Consider the following 17791-nt stretch of genomic DNA (forward strand, 5'->3'; position numbering starts at 1 on the left):
TATGCAGTGCCTGGCAGTGGATGCGCCGTGGTGCGCGCTGCTGGAAGCCCATGAATACGTATGCAGTGGTGCGGAACGGTGGAGTGCGCGTCTACCATGGCGCCACGGCACCTGGGAGGGTCCGCGCCCGTGGCACGTCCGTGCTGCGCACCATAACGCGTGCAACGAGGGAGGAAGGCCGACGGCGCAAGCTGTCTTGCCGCTTCGATGTTGAAGATGATCTGCATGGCTGCAACGCTGGGCGTTGCGGCAAGCTCGTCGGCACTGGCCGACGAACTGGAATTCCACGGGCGCCGGGCCCAAGCGCAGGCGTTGGAGGATGGCAGCTTCGTGTTGCGCTGGCCGCAAGGCGAACGCCGCATTGCGGCACAACCGATGCGCACGCACACCGCCAGCCCGCTGTTCGACGCGTTGTTCGCGCTGGCACAGCAGGAGATGGCCGACGACCGCGTCGAGGCGATCCGCGACCCCGCCTTCAACGACGGCAAGCCGGTGCCGTGCGCCTGCTTCGAAACCGGCGAGCGCTGGCCGTACGTGTGGACGCGCGATGTCAGCTTTGCGGCCGATCTTGCGTTGGCGCAGCTGGAGCCGGAGCGCACGCGCAATGCACTGCGCTTCAAGCTCTCTGCCGCACGCGATGGGCGCACGCCGGGACTGTTCGTGGCGCAGGACACCGGCTCCGGCGGCAGCTGGCCGATCAGCAGCGACCGTGTGGTGTGGTTCCTTGCCGCGCGCGGCCTGTTGGACGACAAGCCATTCGCCGAACAGGTGTGGCAGGCGCTGCAGGCGACGATCGCGCAGGACGGCGATGCCGTCTTCGACGCGCAGATCGGTCTCTACCGCGGCGAAACCTCGTTTCTGGATTGGCGCGAACAGACTTACCCGGACTGGACGCGCGAGGATGTGCGGTTCATTGCCGAATCCTTTGCGCTCTCCACCAACGTGCTGCATTACCAGGCGTTGCGGCTGGCCGAACAGTTGGCGCGCCAGCATGGCGATGCACGCGCTGCGCAATACGCGCAGTGGGCCGATGCACTGCGCCAGGCCATCGATAGTCGCTTTTGGGATGCGACCAGCAGCCAATACGTCAGCTATCTCGGCAGCGCCGCGCATCCGGTGCGCTACGCCAAGGTGGATCTGCTCGGTCTCTCGCTGGGCGTGCTGGCCGATGTGTTTCCGCCGCAGCGGGCACGCGTTGCGTTGCGCAATTACCCGATGGTCGCAGGTGGCAGCCCGGTGGTGTGGCCGCAGGAGGCCGCGCAGCCGATCTATCACAACCGCGCTGTCTGGCCGTTCGTCAGCGCCTATGCGCTACGCGCCGCACGCACGCTGGACGATGCGCCACGCATCGCGTTGGAGCTGCAATCGCTGATGCGCGGTAGCGCGCTGGCAGGTTCCAACATGGAAAACTACGAGATGCAGAGTCTTGCTGTGCACGTGGAAGAGGGTGCACGCAGTGGGCCGGTGGTCAACTCGCCACGCCAGCTGTGGTCGGTTGCCGGCTATCTGGCTGCAGTGCGGGAAGGGGTGTTCGGGCTGTCGGCCGATGGCAGCCTGCAGCCGAAGTTGCCGCGGTCCTTGCTCCCCCAGTTGTTTGGCGACGCCAAACAGATCGTGCTGGAACACGGCGCGCAACGGTATGTGCTGCAGCGCCCGGCGAACGACACCGGCGAGTTGCTGGTAGCAGGGCGTATCGAACGGCAGGGTCAGACCACGCTGGTGCAGTTGGTCGGGCGCACTGCCGACCTCACGCCGCCGCCGCGACCGACACAGGTGTTTGCACCGCAGACGCCCCAGGCGCCGGTCGCGCAACGGATCGGCAACACATATCGCATCGGCATTCCGGAAGGAACAACGCTGTATCTGGACGGCCACGCACTCGATGCCAGCGCGCACTGGGATCTTTCCGACGATGGCCTGCTGCACGTGCTCAGCCTGACCCGGCGGCACGATGGTCTGGAGTCGCTGCATAGCCCGTCGTTGACGCTGGGCCCACTGCAGCAGTTGCCGGGCAGCCAGCACTGGAGCTGGCGTCCGGCACGTGCAGGCGTGCATCGGGTAGCGCTGCGTTACCGCAATGCCAATGGCCCAATCAATACCGGTATCACGGCCGCGGTGAAACACCTGGTGCTGGAATGCCCAGGGAAACCCGCGCAATCGCAGGTCATCGTGATGCCGCATAGCGTGGGCGAGCAGCTTTCCACACAAGTCAGTTTCGATGCGGTGGCGGGGCAGGCCTGTACCTTCCGGCTCGAGAACGGCTTCAACATGAGCGCGTTGGCGCATTTTGCGCCGTACAACGGCGGCCGCGGGGGCCGCGATGGTGTGGTCAATGCTGCGCAGGTCAGTGCGTTGTTGGTCGGGCCTGCAGCACGCGTGGAGGTCGCGCCATGACCGCCAAGCCACGCTTGAATTTCTGGCAGATCTGGAACATGTGCTTCGGCTTTCTCGGCATCCAGTTCGGCTTCGCACTGCAGAACGCCAATGCCAGCCGCATCTTCCAGACCCTGGGCGCGCAGGTCGACGACGTGCCTGGCCTGTGGATCGCCGCACCGCTCACCGGGCTGATCGTGCAACCGGTCATCGGTTACCTGTCCGATCGCACCTGGACCCCGTGGGGCCGCCGGCGTCCGTACTTCATGGTGGGCGCTGTCTTCACCACCATGGCGTTGCTGGTGATGCCCAACGCGCCCATGCTCTGGGTGGCCGCCGGCACGCTGTGGGTGCTGGATGCATCGATCAACATCTCGATGGAGCCTTTCCGTGCGCTGGTGGGCGATCAGTTGCCGCCGTCGCAGCGGCCGACCGGCTACGCCATGCAAAGCTTCTTCATCGGCATCGGCGCGATCGTCGCGAGTTTTCTGCCCTGGCTGCTGACCCATTGGGGCATTGCCAACACTGCGCCGCCAGGCCAATTGCCCGACAGTGTGCGCTATGCGTTCTACCTCGGCGCAGCGGTACTGTTCCTGTCGATCACCTGGACGGTGCTGCGTACGCGCGAGTACAGCCCAGCGCAGCTTGCCGGTTTTGACGATGCACATCCGCCTCTCGCGCAGGTGGCAAGCACCGGCATGGCGCCGACGCTCCTGGCAGGCATGCTGTGGTGCGGTCTGGGCGTGCTGCTTGCCGCGGCCATCGCCTGGCAGCATGGCGACCGCATGCTGTATGTGCTGGCCGGGTTGTGTTTCGCCTACGGCGTGTTGCTTGCGTTGGCGCGCATGCTGCCCGCCACCAGCATGTTGGTGGCGATCGTGCAGGACGTGCGCAGCATGCCGGCGACGATGCATCGCCTGGCCTGGGTGCAGTTCTTCTCGTGGTTTGCCTTGTTTGCGATGTGGATCTACACCACTGCCGCAGTGACGCAAGTGCATTTCGGTGCCAACGATACCGCTTCGGCCGCCTACAACGACGGCGCAAACTGGGTCGGCGTGTTGTTCGGCGCCTATAACGGATTTGCGGCATTGGCTGCAGTGGTGATTCCGCTACTGGTGCGTGCGATCGGCTTGCGCTGGAGCCATCTGTGCAATCTGTGGCTGGGTGCCGCCGGCTTGTTGTCGATGCTGATCATCCGCGATCCGCAGTGGTTGCTGCTGTCGATGGTGGGCGTCGGTTTCGCCTGGGCCTCGATCCTGTCGCTGCCGTATGCCTTGCTGTCAGACAGCGTGCCCGCGCCAAAGATGGGTGTGTACATGGGCATCTTCAATTTCTTCATCGTGATTCCGCAGCTGGTCGCTGCCAGCGCGCTGGGCTTTGTGCTGCGCGTGTGGCTGGGCGGACAGCCGATCTATGCATTGGCCATCGGCGGGCTCAGCCTGTTGATTGCAGGCGTGTGCGTGATGCGGGTTCCAGTGGCCTCGGGAGGGCAGTGATGCGCAGTGCGATGTATGTAGCGTTGACGATGTACGCAGGCGCGTCGATGGCGGCGCCTGCAACCAAGGACTACTACGGCACCCTGGAGCCGTTCGCCGCCGAGGCGGTGTACTTCGTGGTGACCGACCGCTTCGTCAACGGCGATACCGGCAACGACCATCGCGACCAGGGCGGGGCGCATCGCACCTTCGATGTGCCCACACCATGCGCCGACGGCAGCGAGGACAACATCGGCTATCTCGGTGGCGATTTCAAAGGCATCGTCGAACATGCCGATTACATCCGCGACCTGGGCTTCGGGGCGGTCTGGATCACCCCGATCGTCGACAATCCCGACGAAGCGTTTACCGGCGGCAAGCCGATCACTTGCGGCAGTACGCTCAGCGACCATGGCAAGACTGGCTACCACGGCTATTGGGGCGTCAACTTCCACAAGCTCGACGAACATCTGCCCAGTCCGGGCCTGGATTTCGCAGGCTTCACTCGCGCCATGCATGCCAGCAAGCTGAGGGTCGTGTTGGACATCGTGGGCAATCATGGTTCGCCGGCCTACACCATGCCGCAGGCGCAACCCGGCTTTGGCAAGCTCTACGATGCACAGGGACGCCTGGTCGCCGACCACCAGAATCTTGCGCCTGCGCAACTGGATCCGCAGCACAATCCGTTGCATGCCTTCTACAACACCGGCGGCGGCCTGGCGGAATTGTCCGACCTCAACGAAAACAATCCGGCAGTGCTGGATTATCTGGCCGGCGCATATCTGCAGTGGATGGATCAGGGTGCCGATGCGTTTCGCATCGACACCATCGGCTGGATGCCGGATCGCTTCTGGCATGCCTTCGTGGCGCGCATTCGTGCAAAACGCCCTGGCTTTTTCATGTTCGGCGAAGCCTTCGATTACGACGCCAACAAGATCGCCGGGCATACCTGGACGCGCAACGCCGGCGTCAGCGTGCTGGATTTCCCGCTGAAACAGCAGCTTGCCGCGGTGTTCGGTCATGAACAGGCCGGCTTCGAGAAGCTTGCTGCGCCCTTGTTCCTGCGTCAGGGGCCATACGCGAACCCCTATGAGTTGATGAGCTTCTACGATAACCACGACATGGCGCGCCTGGATGCCAGCGATAACGGATTCATCGACGCGCACAACTGGTTGTTCACCGCCCGTGGCATTCCGGTGATCTATTACGGCTCGGAAATCGGCTTCATGCGCGGGCGCGCCGAACATGCCGGCAACCGCAATTACTTCGGCGCCGAGCGCATTCGCACTGCACCGCAGAGCCCGATCTTCGGCCCGTTGCAACGCATCGCCCAGGTGCGTCGCAACACTCCGGCATTGCAGCGTGGCGTGCAGATCGATGTGCAGTTACACGGCGATCAAGCCGCGTTCCTGCGTGTCTACCAGCATGCTGGTACAACCCAGACCGCATTGGTGCTGCTCAACAAGGCCGATACCGCAGCCACCATTCAAGTGAGGCGCTTCCTGCAGCCTGGCGCGTGGCGCGATGCAGTCAGTGGCGAGCAGTTGCAGGTGCGGGGTGATTTCGCAACAGCGGTGCCGGCGCATGGCGTGCGCGTGCTGCTCTCGGACGCGCCGGTCACCGATCCCGCATTGCGCAAGCAACTCGACACGCAGATGGCCGAACAAGCCGCCCGCGACGCCCGCAACCAGTAGCAGCGCTCCCGGGCGCTTTTTGCGCGGGGCGCTACGCATGGGGCATCACCGAGATCGGCAACGCCCCGCCGCGGCCGGGTCCGCTCCTATAACGACATCAGCAGGTGGCGACCGATCGCGGCACACCGTGCATGCTGTCGCGATTCCCGATTCCCGATTCCCGATTCCCGATTCCCGATTCCCGAATCCCGAATCCCGAATCAGCGCCTGACCGCCCCATCCGCCGCTCGACCCGTCATCGCATCGCCTGTCTCTGCGCCGGATGGCGCCCATCCCAGTGGCGGCTGCAGCCCGCTGCTGCGCGAGGAATCGCGGAGCGCCAGACGCACCGGAATCGTGCGGCTCTGCGCTGCCTCGCCACGAATCAGGCCGACCAGGCTTTCCACCAGCAGTGTGCCGGCCTGCTTGGTGTCCTGCTGCACGGTCGACAGCGCGGGCGCAACCGACGCCGCCAACGCAATATCGTCGAAGCCGCTGACCGCCACGTCCTGCGGCACCCGCAGGCCGCGCTCGCGCAGGGCGCGCATCGCACCGATCGCAATCAGATCGCTGGCTGCGCACACCGCATCGAACGCATTGCCGCTGTCCAGCAGTGCCAGGCACGCGGTGTAGCCGGACAATTCGGTGGTGATCGCATCGAACTGCAGCGCCGGATCGGCCGCCAGGCCATGCTGCGCCAGCGCAGCGGCATGGCCGCGGTAGCGTTCTTCGAATTCGGGGTAGTGGTTGGACGCGTGTCCGACAAACGCGATACGCCGGCAGCCCTGCGCCAGCAGATGGTCGGTGATGTCCAGCCCGCCCTGGTAATTGTCGCTGCCGATCGAAATGCCGGGCTGGCCTGGCAGGGTCGCGCCCCAGCGCACGAAATGGGTGCCTTGCTCGACCAGCAGTTGCAGCCGCTGGCGCGACTCCTGGTAGTCGCCATAGCCCAGCAGGATGATGCCGTCGGCCTTGTTGCTGTCTTCGTAATCGGCCTGCCAATCCTTGGACAGCTGCTGGAACGATACCAGCAAGTCGTAGCCCTGCAGCGCGCAGGCGCGGGTGATCGAGCCAAGCATCGAGTGGAAGAACGGGTTGATCAGCGAATCGTCGGCGGTGGGGTCTTCGAAGAACAGCAGTGCCAGCGTGCCGGCATTGCGCAGACGTAGCGAGGAGGCGTTCTTGTCGACCTTGTAGTTCAGCTCGCGGGCGATGCGCAGGATGCGCTTGCGGGTTTCCTCGTTGACCATCGGGCTGCCGCGCAGTGCGCGCGACACGGTCGGCTGCGACACGCCGGCCAGGTAGGCGATATCCAGCGAGGTGGCTTTACCCTTGATGGTCATGGTTGGCAACGGCAGGACAGGTGGCCGGCATCATGCCATGCGCCCGCCAGCGCCGTGCCGCCGTACGCAGCGGACGGCTGATTGGTTTACCATTCGCACCCAAGACCCCTTGCGAGAAGGTGGCCCGCGCCCCGCGCCGGCCCAGTGTGCGACATGAGCACTACCACCGCCCACCGCTGATCCTTGCCTGCGCCAGCGCGCAGAGCGCCTGCATGGCGCCGTTTTGCCCCACGTCCCGCATTCTCCTTCGAGCCTGACCAGCAATGGCCAGATCTCCCATGGCAGCCGACCGCTGCAGCCAGACCAGACCTCATTCTTGCCCATGATCAACATCACGCTCCCCGACGGCAGCCGCCGCGAATTCGAATCCCCCGTCTCGGTGATGCAGGTCGCCCAGTCGATCGGCGCCGGCCTGGCAAAGGCCACCATCGCCGGCCAGGTCGACGGCCAGCTGGTCGACGCCAGCGACGTCATCGACCATGACGCCAGCCTGCGCATCATCACTGCCAAGGACGCCGAGGGCGTGGAGATCATCCGCCACTCCTGCGCCCACCTGGTCGGGCATGCGGTCAAGCAGCTGTATCCCGAGGTCAAGATGGTGATCGGCCCGGTCATCGCCGAAGGCTTCTATTACGACATCTACAGCGAGCGCCCGTTCACGCCCGACGACATGGCCGCGATCGAGCAGCGCATGCAGGAGCTGATCGCGCAGGATTACGACGTGATCAAGAAGGTTACCCCGCGCGCCGAGGTGATCGAGGTATTCGCCCAGCGCGGCGAGGAGTACAAGCTGCGCCTGATCGAGGACATGTCCGAGGACATCACCGCGATGGGCCTGTACTACCACCAGGAATACGTGGACATGTGCCGCGGCCCGCATGTACCCAACACGCGCTTCCTCAAGGCGTTCAAGCTGACCCGCATCTCCGGCGCCTACTGGCGCGGCGACGCCAAGAACGAGCAGCTGCAGCGTATCTACGGCACCGCGTGGGCCGACAAGAAGCAGCTCGACGCCTACATCCTGCGCATGGAGGAAGCCGACAAGCGCGACCATCGCCGCATCGGCAAGGCGCAGGACCTGTTCCACCTGCAGGAAGAGGCGCCCGGCCTGGTGTTCTGGCACCCCAAGGGCTGGTCGCTGTGGCAGGTGGTCGAGCAATACATGCGCAAGGTCTACCGCGACAGCGGCTATGGCGAAGTGCGCTGCCCGCAGATCCTGGATGTGTCGCTGTGGCAGAAGTCCGGCCACTGGGACAACTACCAGGACGCGATGTTCTTCACCGAGTCGGAGAAGCGCACCTACGCAGTCAAGCCGATGAACTGCCCGGGCCACGTGCAGGTGTTCAACCAGGGCCTGCACAGCTACCGCGACCTGCCGATCCGCTACGGCGAGTTCGGCGCCTGCCACCGCAACGAGCCCTCCGGCGCGCTGCACGGCATCCTGCGCGTGCGCGGCTTCACCCAGGACGACGGGCACGTGTTCTGCCTGGAGTCGCAGATCGAATCCGAAGTCACCGCCTTCCACCAGCAGGCGCTGGCGGTCTACACCGCGTTCGGCTTCGACGACATCCAGATCAAGATCGCGCTGCGCCCGGAGAAGCGCCTGGGCGACGATGCCACCTGGGACAAGGCCGAAGCTGCGCTGCGCAGCGCGCTGGGCGTGTGCGGGGTGGAATGGCAGGAGCTGCCGGGCGAAGGCGCCTTCTACGGCCCCAAGATCGAGTACCACCTCAAGGACGCCATCGGCCGCACCTGGCAGCTGGGCACCATGCAGGTCGATTTCATGATGCCGGGCCGCCTCGGCGCCGAGTACGTGGACGAGAACAGCCAGAAGAAGCATCCGGTCATGCTGCACCGGGCCATCGTTGGTTCCATGGAGCGTTTCATCGGCATTTTGATCGAGCACCACGCCGGTGCATTCCCGTCCTGGCTGGCCCCGGTGCAGGTCGTTGTCGCCAACATCACCGATGCTCAGGCTGAATATGTCGACTCGGTGCGGAAAACCCTTGCAAATCAAGGCTTCCGTGTCAGCGCCGATTTGCGTAACGAGAAGATCGGTTATAAGATTCGCGAGCATACGCTGCAACGCGTGCCATATCTGCTCGTGGTCGGCGACCGTGAGAAGGAAAATGGCGCTGTCGCCGTGCGGACTCGTTCAGGCGAAGATCTTGGGACCATGACGGTCTCGGCCTTCATCGAACGTCTGCAGGCAGAGCAGGCAGCGTGAGCCAACCCCGGCCGGTCTGGATGATCCGGATGCGCCGGTTCGATTCCTCTGGGAGATTGCAATATCAGTACCCCTGACAACAAACAGAACCGCAAGAACCAAGAAATCCGGGTGCCGCGCGTTCGCGTGATCGGCAGCGACGGAGAGATGGTCGGCGTGTTGTCGCGCGACGAAGCGCTCGCCAAGGCCGAAGAAGAAGGCCTGGATCTGGTCGAAATCCAGCCGCAGGCCGATCCGCCGGTCTGCAAGATCATGGATTTCGGCAAGTTCAAGTTCGAGCAGCAGAAAAAGGCCAACGAGGCCAAGAAGAAGACCAAGCAGGTCGAGATCAAGGAACTGAAGTTCCGCCCGGTCACCGACGAGGGCGACTATCAGATCAAGCTGCGCAACATGCGCCGCTTCCTGGAAGAGGGCGACAAGGTCAAGGTCAACATCCGCTTCCGTGGCCGCGAAATGAGCCACCAGGAGCTCGGTCGCGAGATGGCGGCGCGGATCGAGGCCGATCTGGGCGACGATATCGTCATCGAGTCGCGTCCGCGCCTGGAAGGGCGCCAGATGGTCATGATGATCGCGCCTAAGAAGAAGGTCTAAGGATCTTCTTCGCTGCTGCCCGGCCCCCAGCGGGGGCCGTTGTGGTTGCAGGATCAATCAGTTGCAACAATTCCCGGTAACGGGTAGACTGCGCGGCCCGGTTTTATCGGGACGCCGTGCAAACGGCACCAGGACCTGTCCGGATCGTGTTCGATCAAGGACTTACAAGCAGGCAAGGGCAAGGATGGAAAGCGTGGTCGCAAGACTGCCGCCCGTGTCAGTGACAAAACACCATCAAGGACATTGCAATGCCCAAGATCAAGACCAACCGGGCGGCGGCCAAGCGTTTCCGCAAGACCGCCTCCGGCAAGTACAAGTGCGGCCACGCAAACCGTAGCCACATCCTCACGAAGAAAGCGACCAAGCGGAAGCGCAACCTGCGGCAGACGAATCACGTCCGTGCCGAGGACGCAGGCCGTCTTGATCGTATGCTTCCCTATCTCTGAGGACTGAACCATGGCACGAGTAAAGCGTGGTGTGCAGGCGCGCCGCCGCCACAAGAAAATTCTGACCCTGGCGAAGGGCTACTACAACGCTCGCCGCAAGGTCTTCCGCGTTGCCAAGCAGGCGGTCATCAAGGCACAGCAGTACGCCTACATTGGCCGTAAGCAGAAGAAGCGTAATTTCCGTTCGCTGTGGATCACCCGCATCAACGCGGCTGCCCGCATCAACGGCATGAGCTACAGCCGTTTCATGAATGGCCTGCTCAAGGCTGGCATCACCCTGGACCGCAAGGTGCTGGCTGATATCGCCGTGCACGACGCCGCCGGCTTTGCCGCGCTGGCCGAGAAAGCAAAGGGCGCGCTGGCGGCGTAAATGCAGGTCCCTCTGCAAGAGCCCGCACATCCATGTGCGGACTTCTTAATGAGATAGTCCCTCGCAAGAGTCCGCACGCTGTGTGTGCGGGTCCCTCGCAGGAGCCCGCACATCCATGTGCGGACTGCTTAGAAAAGCGGGTCATCGGATGTAGTCACACTTGGTGTGCATGCCTTCGGTGAGATGAGACGCAGAGATGCAGGGGGAAGGGCGCGAGTCCTTCCCCTTTTGCGTTTTAGCGAAGTGCCAAGTGGGCGATGACAGGTCAATGCAGTGACAATGCGTTCCGGTGCATCCGGAAACACCGTTCGGTTAGCAGTTGAGGCGCAAGTGCAATGAGTGAGATTCAATCCCTGACCGAACGCGCGCTGGCCGATGTTGCCGCGGCGCAGACGCCGGCCCAACTGGAAGCCTTGCGTGTCGCATTGCTGGGCAAGAGCGGCAGTATTACCGCCCAGCTCAAGCAGCTCGGGACGTTGCCGGCAGAGCAACGCAAGGCGGCTGGCGAGGCGATCAATCTGTCGCGCGACGCGCTGACTGCAGCGCTGGCCGAGCGCAAACATACGCTGGAAACCGCCGCGCTGGATGCCCGTCTTGCCGGCGAACGCATCGACATCACCTTGCCGGGCCGCCGCAGCGAGCGCGGGGGCCTGCATCCGGTGACGCGCACGCTTGAGCGCATCGTCGAAATCTTCGCCCGTCTCGGCTACGAGCTGTCGGACGGCCCGGAAATCGAGGACGACTGGCACAACTTCGAAGCGCTGAATTTCCCGCCGCACCATCCGGCGCGCGCGATGCACGACACGTTCTATTTCGGCGACGGACGCCTGCTGCGGACCCACACCTCCGGTGTGCAGGTGCGCTACATGGACGCACACAAGCCGCCGCTGCGCATGATCGCGGCCGGCAAGGTGTATCGCTCCGATTCGGATCAGACCCATTCGCCGATGTTCCATCAGGTCGAAGGCCTGTTGGTGGACGAGCATTCCAACTTCGCCGACCTCAAGGGCACCTTGTCCGAGTTCGTGCGCGCGTTCTTCGAGCGCGATTTCGAAATGCGCTTCCGTCCCAGCTATTTCCCGTTTGTGGAACCGGGCGCGGAAGTGGATATCGCCTGGCAGCAGCCGGACGGCAGCACGCGCTGGCTGGAAGTGCTGGGCTGCGGCATGGTGCATCCGAACGTGCTGCGTAGCGTCGGTATCGACCCTGAGCGCTACACCGGCTTCGCCTTCGGCCTGGGCGTGGAACGCTTCGCGATGCTGCGCTATGGCGTCAACGACCTGCGCGCGTTCTTCGAGAACGATGTGCGTTTTCTTCGGCAGTTCGCCTGACGGCGGGGAGTGGTGATTCGGGATTGGGGATTGGCAACAGCGCCCCTGTTCCGCACCGCACCGTTCCGGCCTGCTGCTTTATACGAATCCCCAATCCCGATTCCCGAATCCCGGCACCTCATGAAATTCTCTGAAAATTGGCTGCGCAGCCACGTTCCGATCCAGGCCACGCGCGACGAACTGGCCGCGACGCTGACGGCGATCGGTCTGGAAGTCGAAGAGGTCACGCCGCTGGGCGAGTCGCTTGGTCAGGTGGTGGTGGCGCGTATCGTCGAGGCGGTGCGTCATCCCGAAGCCGATCGCCTGCAGGTCTGCAGCGTCGATGCCGGGCAGGGCGAGTTGCTGCAGATCGTGTGTGGCGCGCCGAATGCGCGTGCTGGTCTGGTGGCACCGTTGGCGCTGGTCGGTGCGAAGATCGGCGAGTTGACGATCACTGCGGCCAAGCTGCGCGGTGTGGCGTCCAACGGCATGTTGTGTTCGGCCAAGGAACTCGGCCTGGACAGCGATGCCTCGGGCCTGTTCGAGTTGCCGGACGATGCGCCGGTGGGGCAGGCGCTGGCGGAGTATCTGGGGCTGCCCGATGCCAGCATCGAGATCAAGCTCACGCCCAATCGTGCCGATTGTTTCAGCGTACGCGGCATCGCCTTCGACGTGGCCGCCGCGTGCGCCAGCGAAGTGGTGGCGTTCGACGCTGTTGCCGTGGCGCCGGTGTCCACGCGTACGCTGGCAGTGGAACTGGACGCCGGTAAAGATGCCCCGCGCTATTGCGGCCGTGTGATCGAAGGCATCGACCCGGCCGCCAAGACGCCGGTGTGGCTGGCCGAGCGCCTGCGCCGCAGCGGTGTGCGCCCGGTGTCGTTGCTGGTGGACATCACCCAGTACGTGATGCTGGAACTGGGCCAGCCGATGCACGCCTTCGACCTGGACACCTTGCAGGGGCCGATCGGCGTGCGCCGTTCCCGCGCCGGCGAGCAGCTGGCGCTGCTGGACGGCCGCCAGGTGACGTTGGACGATAGTTTTCTGACCATCACCGATGCCGGGCGTCCGGTTGCATTGGCCGGCTTGATGGGCGGGCTGGACACGCGCGTCACCGAAACCACCCGTAACGTGTTCCTGGAGTCGGCGTACTTCGACCCTGCGGCCATCATGGGCCGTGGCCGCAAACTCGGCCTGCATACCGATGCCGGGCACCGTTTCGAGCGTGGCGTGGATCCGGCATTGCCGCCGCAGGCAGTCGAAGTGGCAACGCGCCTGGTGCTGGAACTGGCCGGCGGTATGCCTGGCCCGGTGGTGCATGCGCAGCTGCCGGAGCATCTGCCGCAGCCAGCGCGCATCCGCTTGCGCCGCGCGCGCATTGCACGCGTGCTCGGTATCCAGATCGACGATGCCGACGTCGTGCGCATGCTGCGTGCGCTCGGCATGCACGTCGAGGCGGTTGCCGAAGGCTGGGAGGTGATGGCCCCGAGCCGTCGCTTCGATATCGCCATCGAAGAGGATCTCATTGAAGAGCTGGCGCGTATCCACGGTTACGACCGGGTGCCGACCACGCTGCCTGGTGGCGCCAGCCGCATCGCGATGCCGAGCGAAACCCGGCTGGACGAGCTCAGCGTGCGGCGCCAGCTGGTGGCGCGCGAGCTGCAGGAAACCATCAATTACGCCTTCGTCGATGCGGCCTTGCTGGAGCGTTGGCAGCTCACCGAAGGCCTGGTGCCGTTGGCCAACCCGCTCAGTGCGGAGTTGGCGGTCATGCGTCCGCGCCTGTTGCCGGGCCTGGTCGCCACGTTGGGCCGCAATGCGGCGCGTCAGGCTGGGCGGGTGCGGTTGTTCGAGCTGGGAAAGGTGTTCGCGGCTGCGGCCGATGCCGGTGCAGCACCCGACGAATCGCAGCACGTTGCCGCGGCGGTGTGCGGCGATGCGCTGGCGCTGCAGTGGGGCGAGCCAGCGCGCAAGGTGGATTTCCATGACTTGAAGGGCGACCTGATGGCATTGGCTGCGGCCAGTGGTGCGCAGCTGGAGTTCCAGCCGTCGACGCAGCCGTTCGGGCACCCGGGGCGGTCGGCCGATATCTATCGCGACGGCGTCTGTATCGGCTGGATCGGGCAGCTGCATCCGCGTCTGGCCAAGGCGCTGGACATCGATGTGGACGTGATCGCGTTCGAGTTGCAGCTGATGCCCTTGACCCAGCGGACCCTGCCGCGCGCCGGCGAGCTGTCCCGTTTCCCTTCGGTGCGCCGCGATCTGGCCTTCCTGGTGCCCGACGAAGTGAGCTGGGCGGCAGTGTCGGCCAGCGTACGCACGACGGTCGGGCCATTGTTGCGTGAGGTGCAATTGTTCGACCGCTATGTCGGGCAGGGGGTCGAGCCAGGTTTCAAGAGTCTGGCTATGGGCTTGATTTTGCAGGATAACTCGCGCACTCTCACCGACCGGGACGTGGATGCGGTCGTCACCGATGTGGTGGCCGTGATCGAGCGCGAGCATCGCGCCCGGATCCGGAGTTGAGGCGGTAACCAGGGGATTGGCATGGCATTGACGAAAGCGGAGATGGCCGAACGTCTGTTCGACGAGGTCGGTCTGAACAAGCGTGAGGCAAAGGAATTTGTCGACGCGTTCTTCGATGTGCTGCGCGATGCGCTGGAGCAGGGCCGTCAGGTGAAGTTGTCGGGTTTCGGCAACTTCGATCTGCGGCGAAAGAACCAACGGCCCGGTCGCAATCCCAAGACCGGCGAAGAAATTCCGATCTCGGCACGGACGGTGGTGACGTTCCGCCCCGGTCAAAAACTCAAGGAACGGGTGGAGGCTTATGCTGGATCCGGGCAGTAATCGCGAGCTACCGCCAATCCCGGCCAAGCGCTATTTCACCATCGGTGAGGTGAGCGAGCTATGCGACGTCAAGCCGCATGTGCTGCGTTATTGGGAAACCGAGTTTCCCAGCCTGGAGCCGGTCAAGCGGCGCGGGAACCGGCGCTACTATCAGCGCCATGACGTGCTGATGGTGCGTCAGATCCGCGGCCTGCTGTACGAGCAGGGCTATACCATCGGCGGTGCGCGCCTGCGCCTGGAGGGCGACGGTGCCAAGAGCGAGTCGGCGCTGAGCAATCAGATCATCAAACAGGTGCGGATGGAGCTGGAAGAAGTCCTGCAACTGCTGCGCCGCTAGGAAAACGCTTCACAAAGCCGCTATAATGGTAGGCCGCCCTCGCGGCGGAACGCAGCATCTTCGGGGTATAGCGCAGCCTGGTAGCGCACTAGTCTGGGGGACTAGTGGTCGTCGGTTCGAATCCGGCTACCCCGACCAAACATCGAGCCCATGACGTCATGTCATGGGCTTTTTTGTTGCGCCGCAGCATTGCATTTTTGTGTCGGCTACCAGCCGGGCGAATACGCATATCGGCATATCGCGATGCAGCATGAACGGCGCACTAGCGCCCGCTTTTTGCGGTCCGGTTCGCTATGGACTTGGATCACGCAATGGTGCTAAGTGTCCGAAAACACTCCGAAACATTTTCTCCAGATTCAAACGTGGATCACGGTTCGTTAACGCGATATCGACGAACTTGAATCAATAGGCCAACGCTGTCAAAAAAATGGCGTGCGGTCTCTTGCGGTGCGATTTTTCTGTGCCATAGTGCAGTGCAACACGCCTTACCTGTCGTGATCCCGATGTCCCGGGATGAACCCTCTGTCGTACGTTCGTGCTGGCGTGTTTGGCCGGTTGAATGCTGCGCGAGCTCCTGTCCCACCCAACCGAGGCAGCCAGCCACACGCATGAAGAAACTGATCGGACGATTTTGCCAAGCGCTCAGCCTGGCGTTGATCTGCTCGATAACACTGGGCGCTTGCAGCACCGGTAAGGATATGGCGACCTCGTTGCCCCTGCCTGACCCGCTCGCAATGTCCGCAGTGCAGCCCGAGTATCGGCTCTCGCCAGGCGACCTGCTGCTGGTCAAGGTGTTCCAGATCGACGATCTGGAACGGCAGGTCCGTATCGATCAGAACGGCCACATTTCGTTGCCGCTGATTGGCGATGTGAATGCGGCCGGCATGGGCGTCGGCGAGCTGGAAAAGATGGTGGCCGACCGATACCGCAACGGCTACCTGCAAAATCCGCAGGTGTCGGTGTTCGTGCAGGAATCCAACGGCCGTCGTGTCACCGTGACCGGAGCGGTCGACGAGCCGGGCATCTATCCGGTGATCGGGGCCAACCTGACCTTGCAGCAGGCCATCGCGCAGGCCAAGGGCGTAAGTACGGTCGCCAGCCGCGGCAATGTCATCGTGTTCCGCATGGTCAACGGGCAAAAGATGCTCGCGCGGTTCGACCTGACCGAAATCGAGAAGGGGACCAACCCGGATCCTGAGATTTATGGCGGCGACATCGTGGTGGTGTACCGCTCGGATGCGCGCGTGTGGTTGCGCACCATGCTGGAACTGACTCCTCTTGTGATGGTGTGGCGCGCTTACCGATGAGCATCAATTCCGACAATCGTTTCTCTTCGTCGCAGCGTCACGGGCATCTCGAACTTGCCGATGTGGGGTTGCTCGACTACTGGCGCGCCCTGGTGTCGCAGCGTTGGTTGATTATCGCGATCGCACTGGCCGCACTGCTGCTGGCGCTGGCCATCACGCTGCTGATGCCGGAGAAGTACCGCGCGACCAGCACGCTGCAGATCGAACGCGATTCGCTGAACGTGGTCAACGTCGACAACCTGATGCCGGTGGAGTCGCCGCAGGACCGCGATTTCTACCAGACCCAGTATCAGCTGCTGCAGAGCCGTTCGCTGGCACGTGCAGTGATCCGCGAAGCCAAGCTCGACAAGGAGCCGGCGTTCAAGGACCAGGTGGACGAGGCATTGGAGAAGGCCGCGGCGAAAAATCCGGAGGCAGGCAAATCGGTCGATTCGCGTCAGGCGATCATCGAGCGCAGTCTCACCGATACGTTGCTGGCCGGCCTGGTGGTCGAGCCCATCCTCAATTCGCGGTTGGTCTACGTCAATTATGACTCGCCGGACCCGGTGCTGTCGGCCAAGATCGCCAATACGTACGCGAAGATGTTCATCATCAGTACGCAGGAACGCCGCATGAAGGCGTCTTCGTTCGCGACCAAGTTCCTCGCCGAGCGACTGGAGCAGCTGCGCAGCAAGGTGGAAGATTCGGAGAAGTCGTTGGTTGCGTACTCGACCGACGAGCAGATTGTGTCGGTGGGCGACGACAAACCTTCGTTGCCGGCACAGAACCTGACCGATCTCAACGCCTTGCTGGCCTCTGCGCAGGATGCCCGTATCAAGGCCGAGGCCGCCTGGCGCCAGGCAGCCAGTGGCGATGGCATGTCGTTGCCGCAGGTGCTCAGCAGTCCGTTGATCCAGAGCCTGCGTAGCGAGCAGGTGCGTCTGACCACCGAGTACCAGCAGAAGCTGTCGACCTTCAAGCCTGACTACCCCGAGATGCAGCGTCTGAAGGCGCAGATCGAAGAGTCTCGTCGGCAGATCAACGGCGAGGTCGTGAACGTGCGCCAGTCGCTGAAGGCGACCTACGATGCGTCGGTGCATCAGGAGCAGTTGCTCAATGAGCGCATTGCCGGTCTGCGGAACAACGAGCTGGATCTGCAGGGTCGCAGCATTCGTTACAACATGCTCAAGCGCGACGTCGACACCAATCGTCAGCTCTACGATGCGCTGCTTCAGCGCTACAAGGAAATCGGTGTAGCAGGCAATGTCGGCGCCAACAACGTGACCATCGTCGATACCGCAGATGTGCCTACGTCGAAGACTTCGCCGAAACTGAAATTGAACCTCGCTTTGGGCCTGATCTTTGGCGTATTCCTAGGTTTGGCTGTGGCTCTGGTGCGGTACTTCCTGCGTGTCAATGGGCCGGAAACGCGGCCGAACTGACATCGTGATGTTGCAAAACGATGGTTAATTAAAGTGACAACTGATTCAGCGTGGAAAAGGTCGGATCCCGTAGGTTT

14 protein-coding genes and 1 tRNA gene are annotated in these 17791 nt (G+C 63.4%); 14 read left to right on the plus strand and 1 reads right to left on the minus strand.

Annotated features, from left to right (window positions below; translation table 11 throughout):
- Positions 1-207 precede the first annotated feature (207 nt).
- Genes ACCQ00_RS09330 through ACCQ00_RS09340 form a run of 3 tightly spaced genes read left to right on the plus strand, consistent with a single transcriptional unit; the run spans position 208 to position 5542 of the window.
- Positions 208-2394 (plus strand): glucosidase family protein, encoded by a 2187-nt coding sequence (locus tag ACCQ00_RS09330; protein WP_039568853.1) that lies wholly within the window; start codon positions 208-210, stop codon positions 2392-2394.
- Positions 2391-3869: an MFS transporter gene (locus ACCQ00_RS09335; RefSeq protein WP_372354114.1), complete on the plus strand. Its 1479-nt coding sequence runs from the start codon at positions 2391-2393 to the stop codon at positions 3867-3869. The genes ACCQ00_RS09330 and ACCQ00_RS09335 overlap by 4 nt, the downstream gene beginning before the upstream one ends.
- A gap of 47 nt (positions 3870-3916) precedes the next feature.
- Positions 3917-5542, plus strand: a complete 1626-nt coding sequence (locus ACCQ00_RS09340) for an alpha-amylase family glycosyl hydrolase (protein ID WP_039568883.1) — start codon at positions 3917-3919, stop codon at positions 5540-5542.
- 200 nt (positions 5543-5742) lie between these two features.
- On the opposite strand, the gene ACCQ00_RS09345 is transcribed toward ACCQ00_RS09340, so the two are convergent.
- Positions 5743-6864, minus strand: a complete 1122-nt coding sequence (locus ACCQ00_RS09345; RefSeq protein ID WP_039568847.1) for a LacI family DNA-binding transcriptional regulator — start codon at positions 6862-6864, stop codon at positions 5743-5745.
- 322 nt (positions 6865-7186) lie between these two features.
- On the opposite strand from ACCQ00_RS09345, the gene thrS reads away from it, so the two are divergent.
- The 11 genes from thrS (at position 7187) to ACCQ00_RS09400 (ending at position 17714) form a co-directional block, all read left to right on the plus strand.
- Positions 7187-9091 (plus strand): threonine--tRNA ligase, encoded by a 1905-nt coding sequence (thrS, locus tag ACCQ00_RS09350; RefSeq protein ID WP_008574582.1) that lies wholly within the window; start codon positions 7187-7189, stop codon positions 9089-9091.
- A gap of 48 nt (positions 9092-9139) precedes the next feature.
- Positions 9140-9682: a translation initiation factor IF-3 gene (infC, locus tag ACCQ00_RS09355; RefSeq protein WP_077708941.1), complete on the plus strand. Its 543-nt coding sequence runs from the start codon at positions 9140-9142 to the stop codon at positions 9680-9682.
- Positions 9683-9930: 248 nt separating this feature from the next.
- Positions 9931-10128 carry a 50S ribosomal protein L35 gene (gene rpmI / locus ACCQ00_RS09360; protein ID WP_002811096.1) on the plus strand — a complete coding sequence of 66 codons (198 nt, stop codon included), beginning with the start codon at positions 9931-9933 and terminating at the stop codon, positions 10126-10128.
- 10 nt (positions 10129-10138) lie between these two features.
- Entirely contained in the window at positions 10139-10498 is a 360-nt protein-coding gene (gene rplT / locus ACCQ00_RS09365) for a 50S ribosomal protein L20 (RefSeq protein WP_017157120.1), read from the plus strand.
- A 335-nt stretch (positions 10499-10833) separates the two neighbouring features.
- Complete coding sequence (gene pheS, locus ACCQ00_RS09370) at positions 10834-11829, plus strand: phenylalanine--tRNA ligase subunit alpha (RefSeq protein ID WP_039568843.1); 996 nt, start codon at positions 10834-10836, stop codon at positions 11827-11829.
- 120 nt (positions 11830-11949) lie between these two features.
- Positions 11950-14328, plus strand: coding sequence for a phenylalanine--tRNA ligase subunit beta (gene pheT / locus ACCQ00_RS09375; protein ID WP_039568842.1), 2379 nt, complete (start codon positions 11950-11952; stop codon positions 14326-14328).
- Between the two features lie 21 nt (positions 14329-14349).
- Positions 14350-14649 (plus strand): integration host factor subunit alpha, encoded by a 300-nt coding sequence (locus ACCQ00_RS09380; protein ID WP_002811076.1) that lies wholly within the window; start codon positions 14350-14352, stop codon positions 14647-14649.
- On the plus strand, positions 14630-14986 hold the full coding sequence (locus ACCQ00_RS09385) for a MerR family transcriptional regulator (RefSeq protein WP_005995911.1): 357 nt from the start codon (positions 14630-14632) through the stop codon (positions 14984-14986). The genes ACCQ00_RS09380 and ACCQ00_RS09385 overlap by 20 nt, the downstream gene beginning before the upstream one ends.
- Before the next feature lie 61 nt (positions 14987-15047).
- A tRNA-Pro gene (locus tag ACCQ00_RS09390) sits at positions 15048-15124 on the plus strand.
- Between the two features lie 470 nt (positions 15125-15594).
- Positions 15595-16293, plus strand: coding sequence for a polysaccharide biosynthesis/export family protein (locus ACCQ00_RS09395; protein ID WP_005914015.1), 699 nt, complete (start codon positions 15595-15597; stop codon positions 16291-16293).
- Complete coding sequence (locus ACCQ00_RS09400; RefSeq protein WP_099800085.1) at positions 16275-17714, plus strand: GumC family protein; 1440 nt, start codon at positions 16275-16277, stop codon at positions 17712-17714. Before ACCQ00_RS09395 ends, ACCQ00_RS09400 begins: the two co-directional genes overlap by 19 nt.
- Positions 17715-17791: the final 77 nt, after the last annotated feature.

The sequence above is a fragment of the Xanthomonas sp. NCPPB 3761 genome (genome assembly GCF_041475705.2).
Classification (GTDB): Bacteria; Pseudomonadota; Gammaproteobacteria; order Xanthomonadales; family Xanthomonadaceae; genus Xanthomonas; species Xanthomonas phaseoli.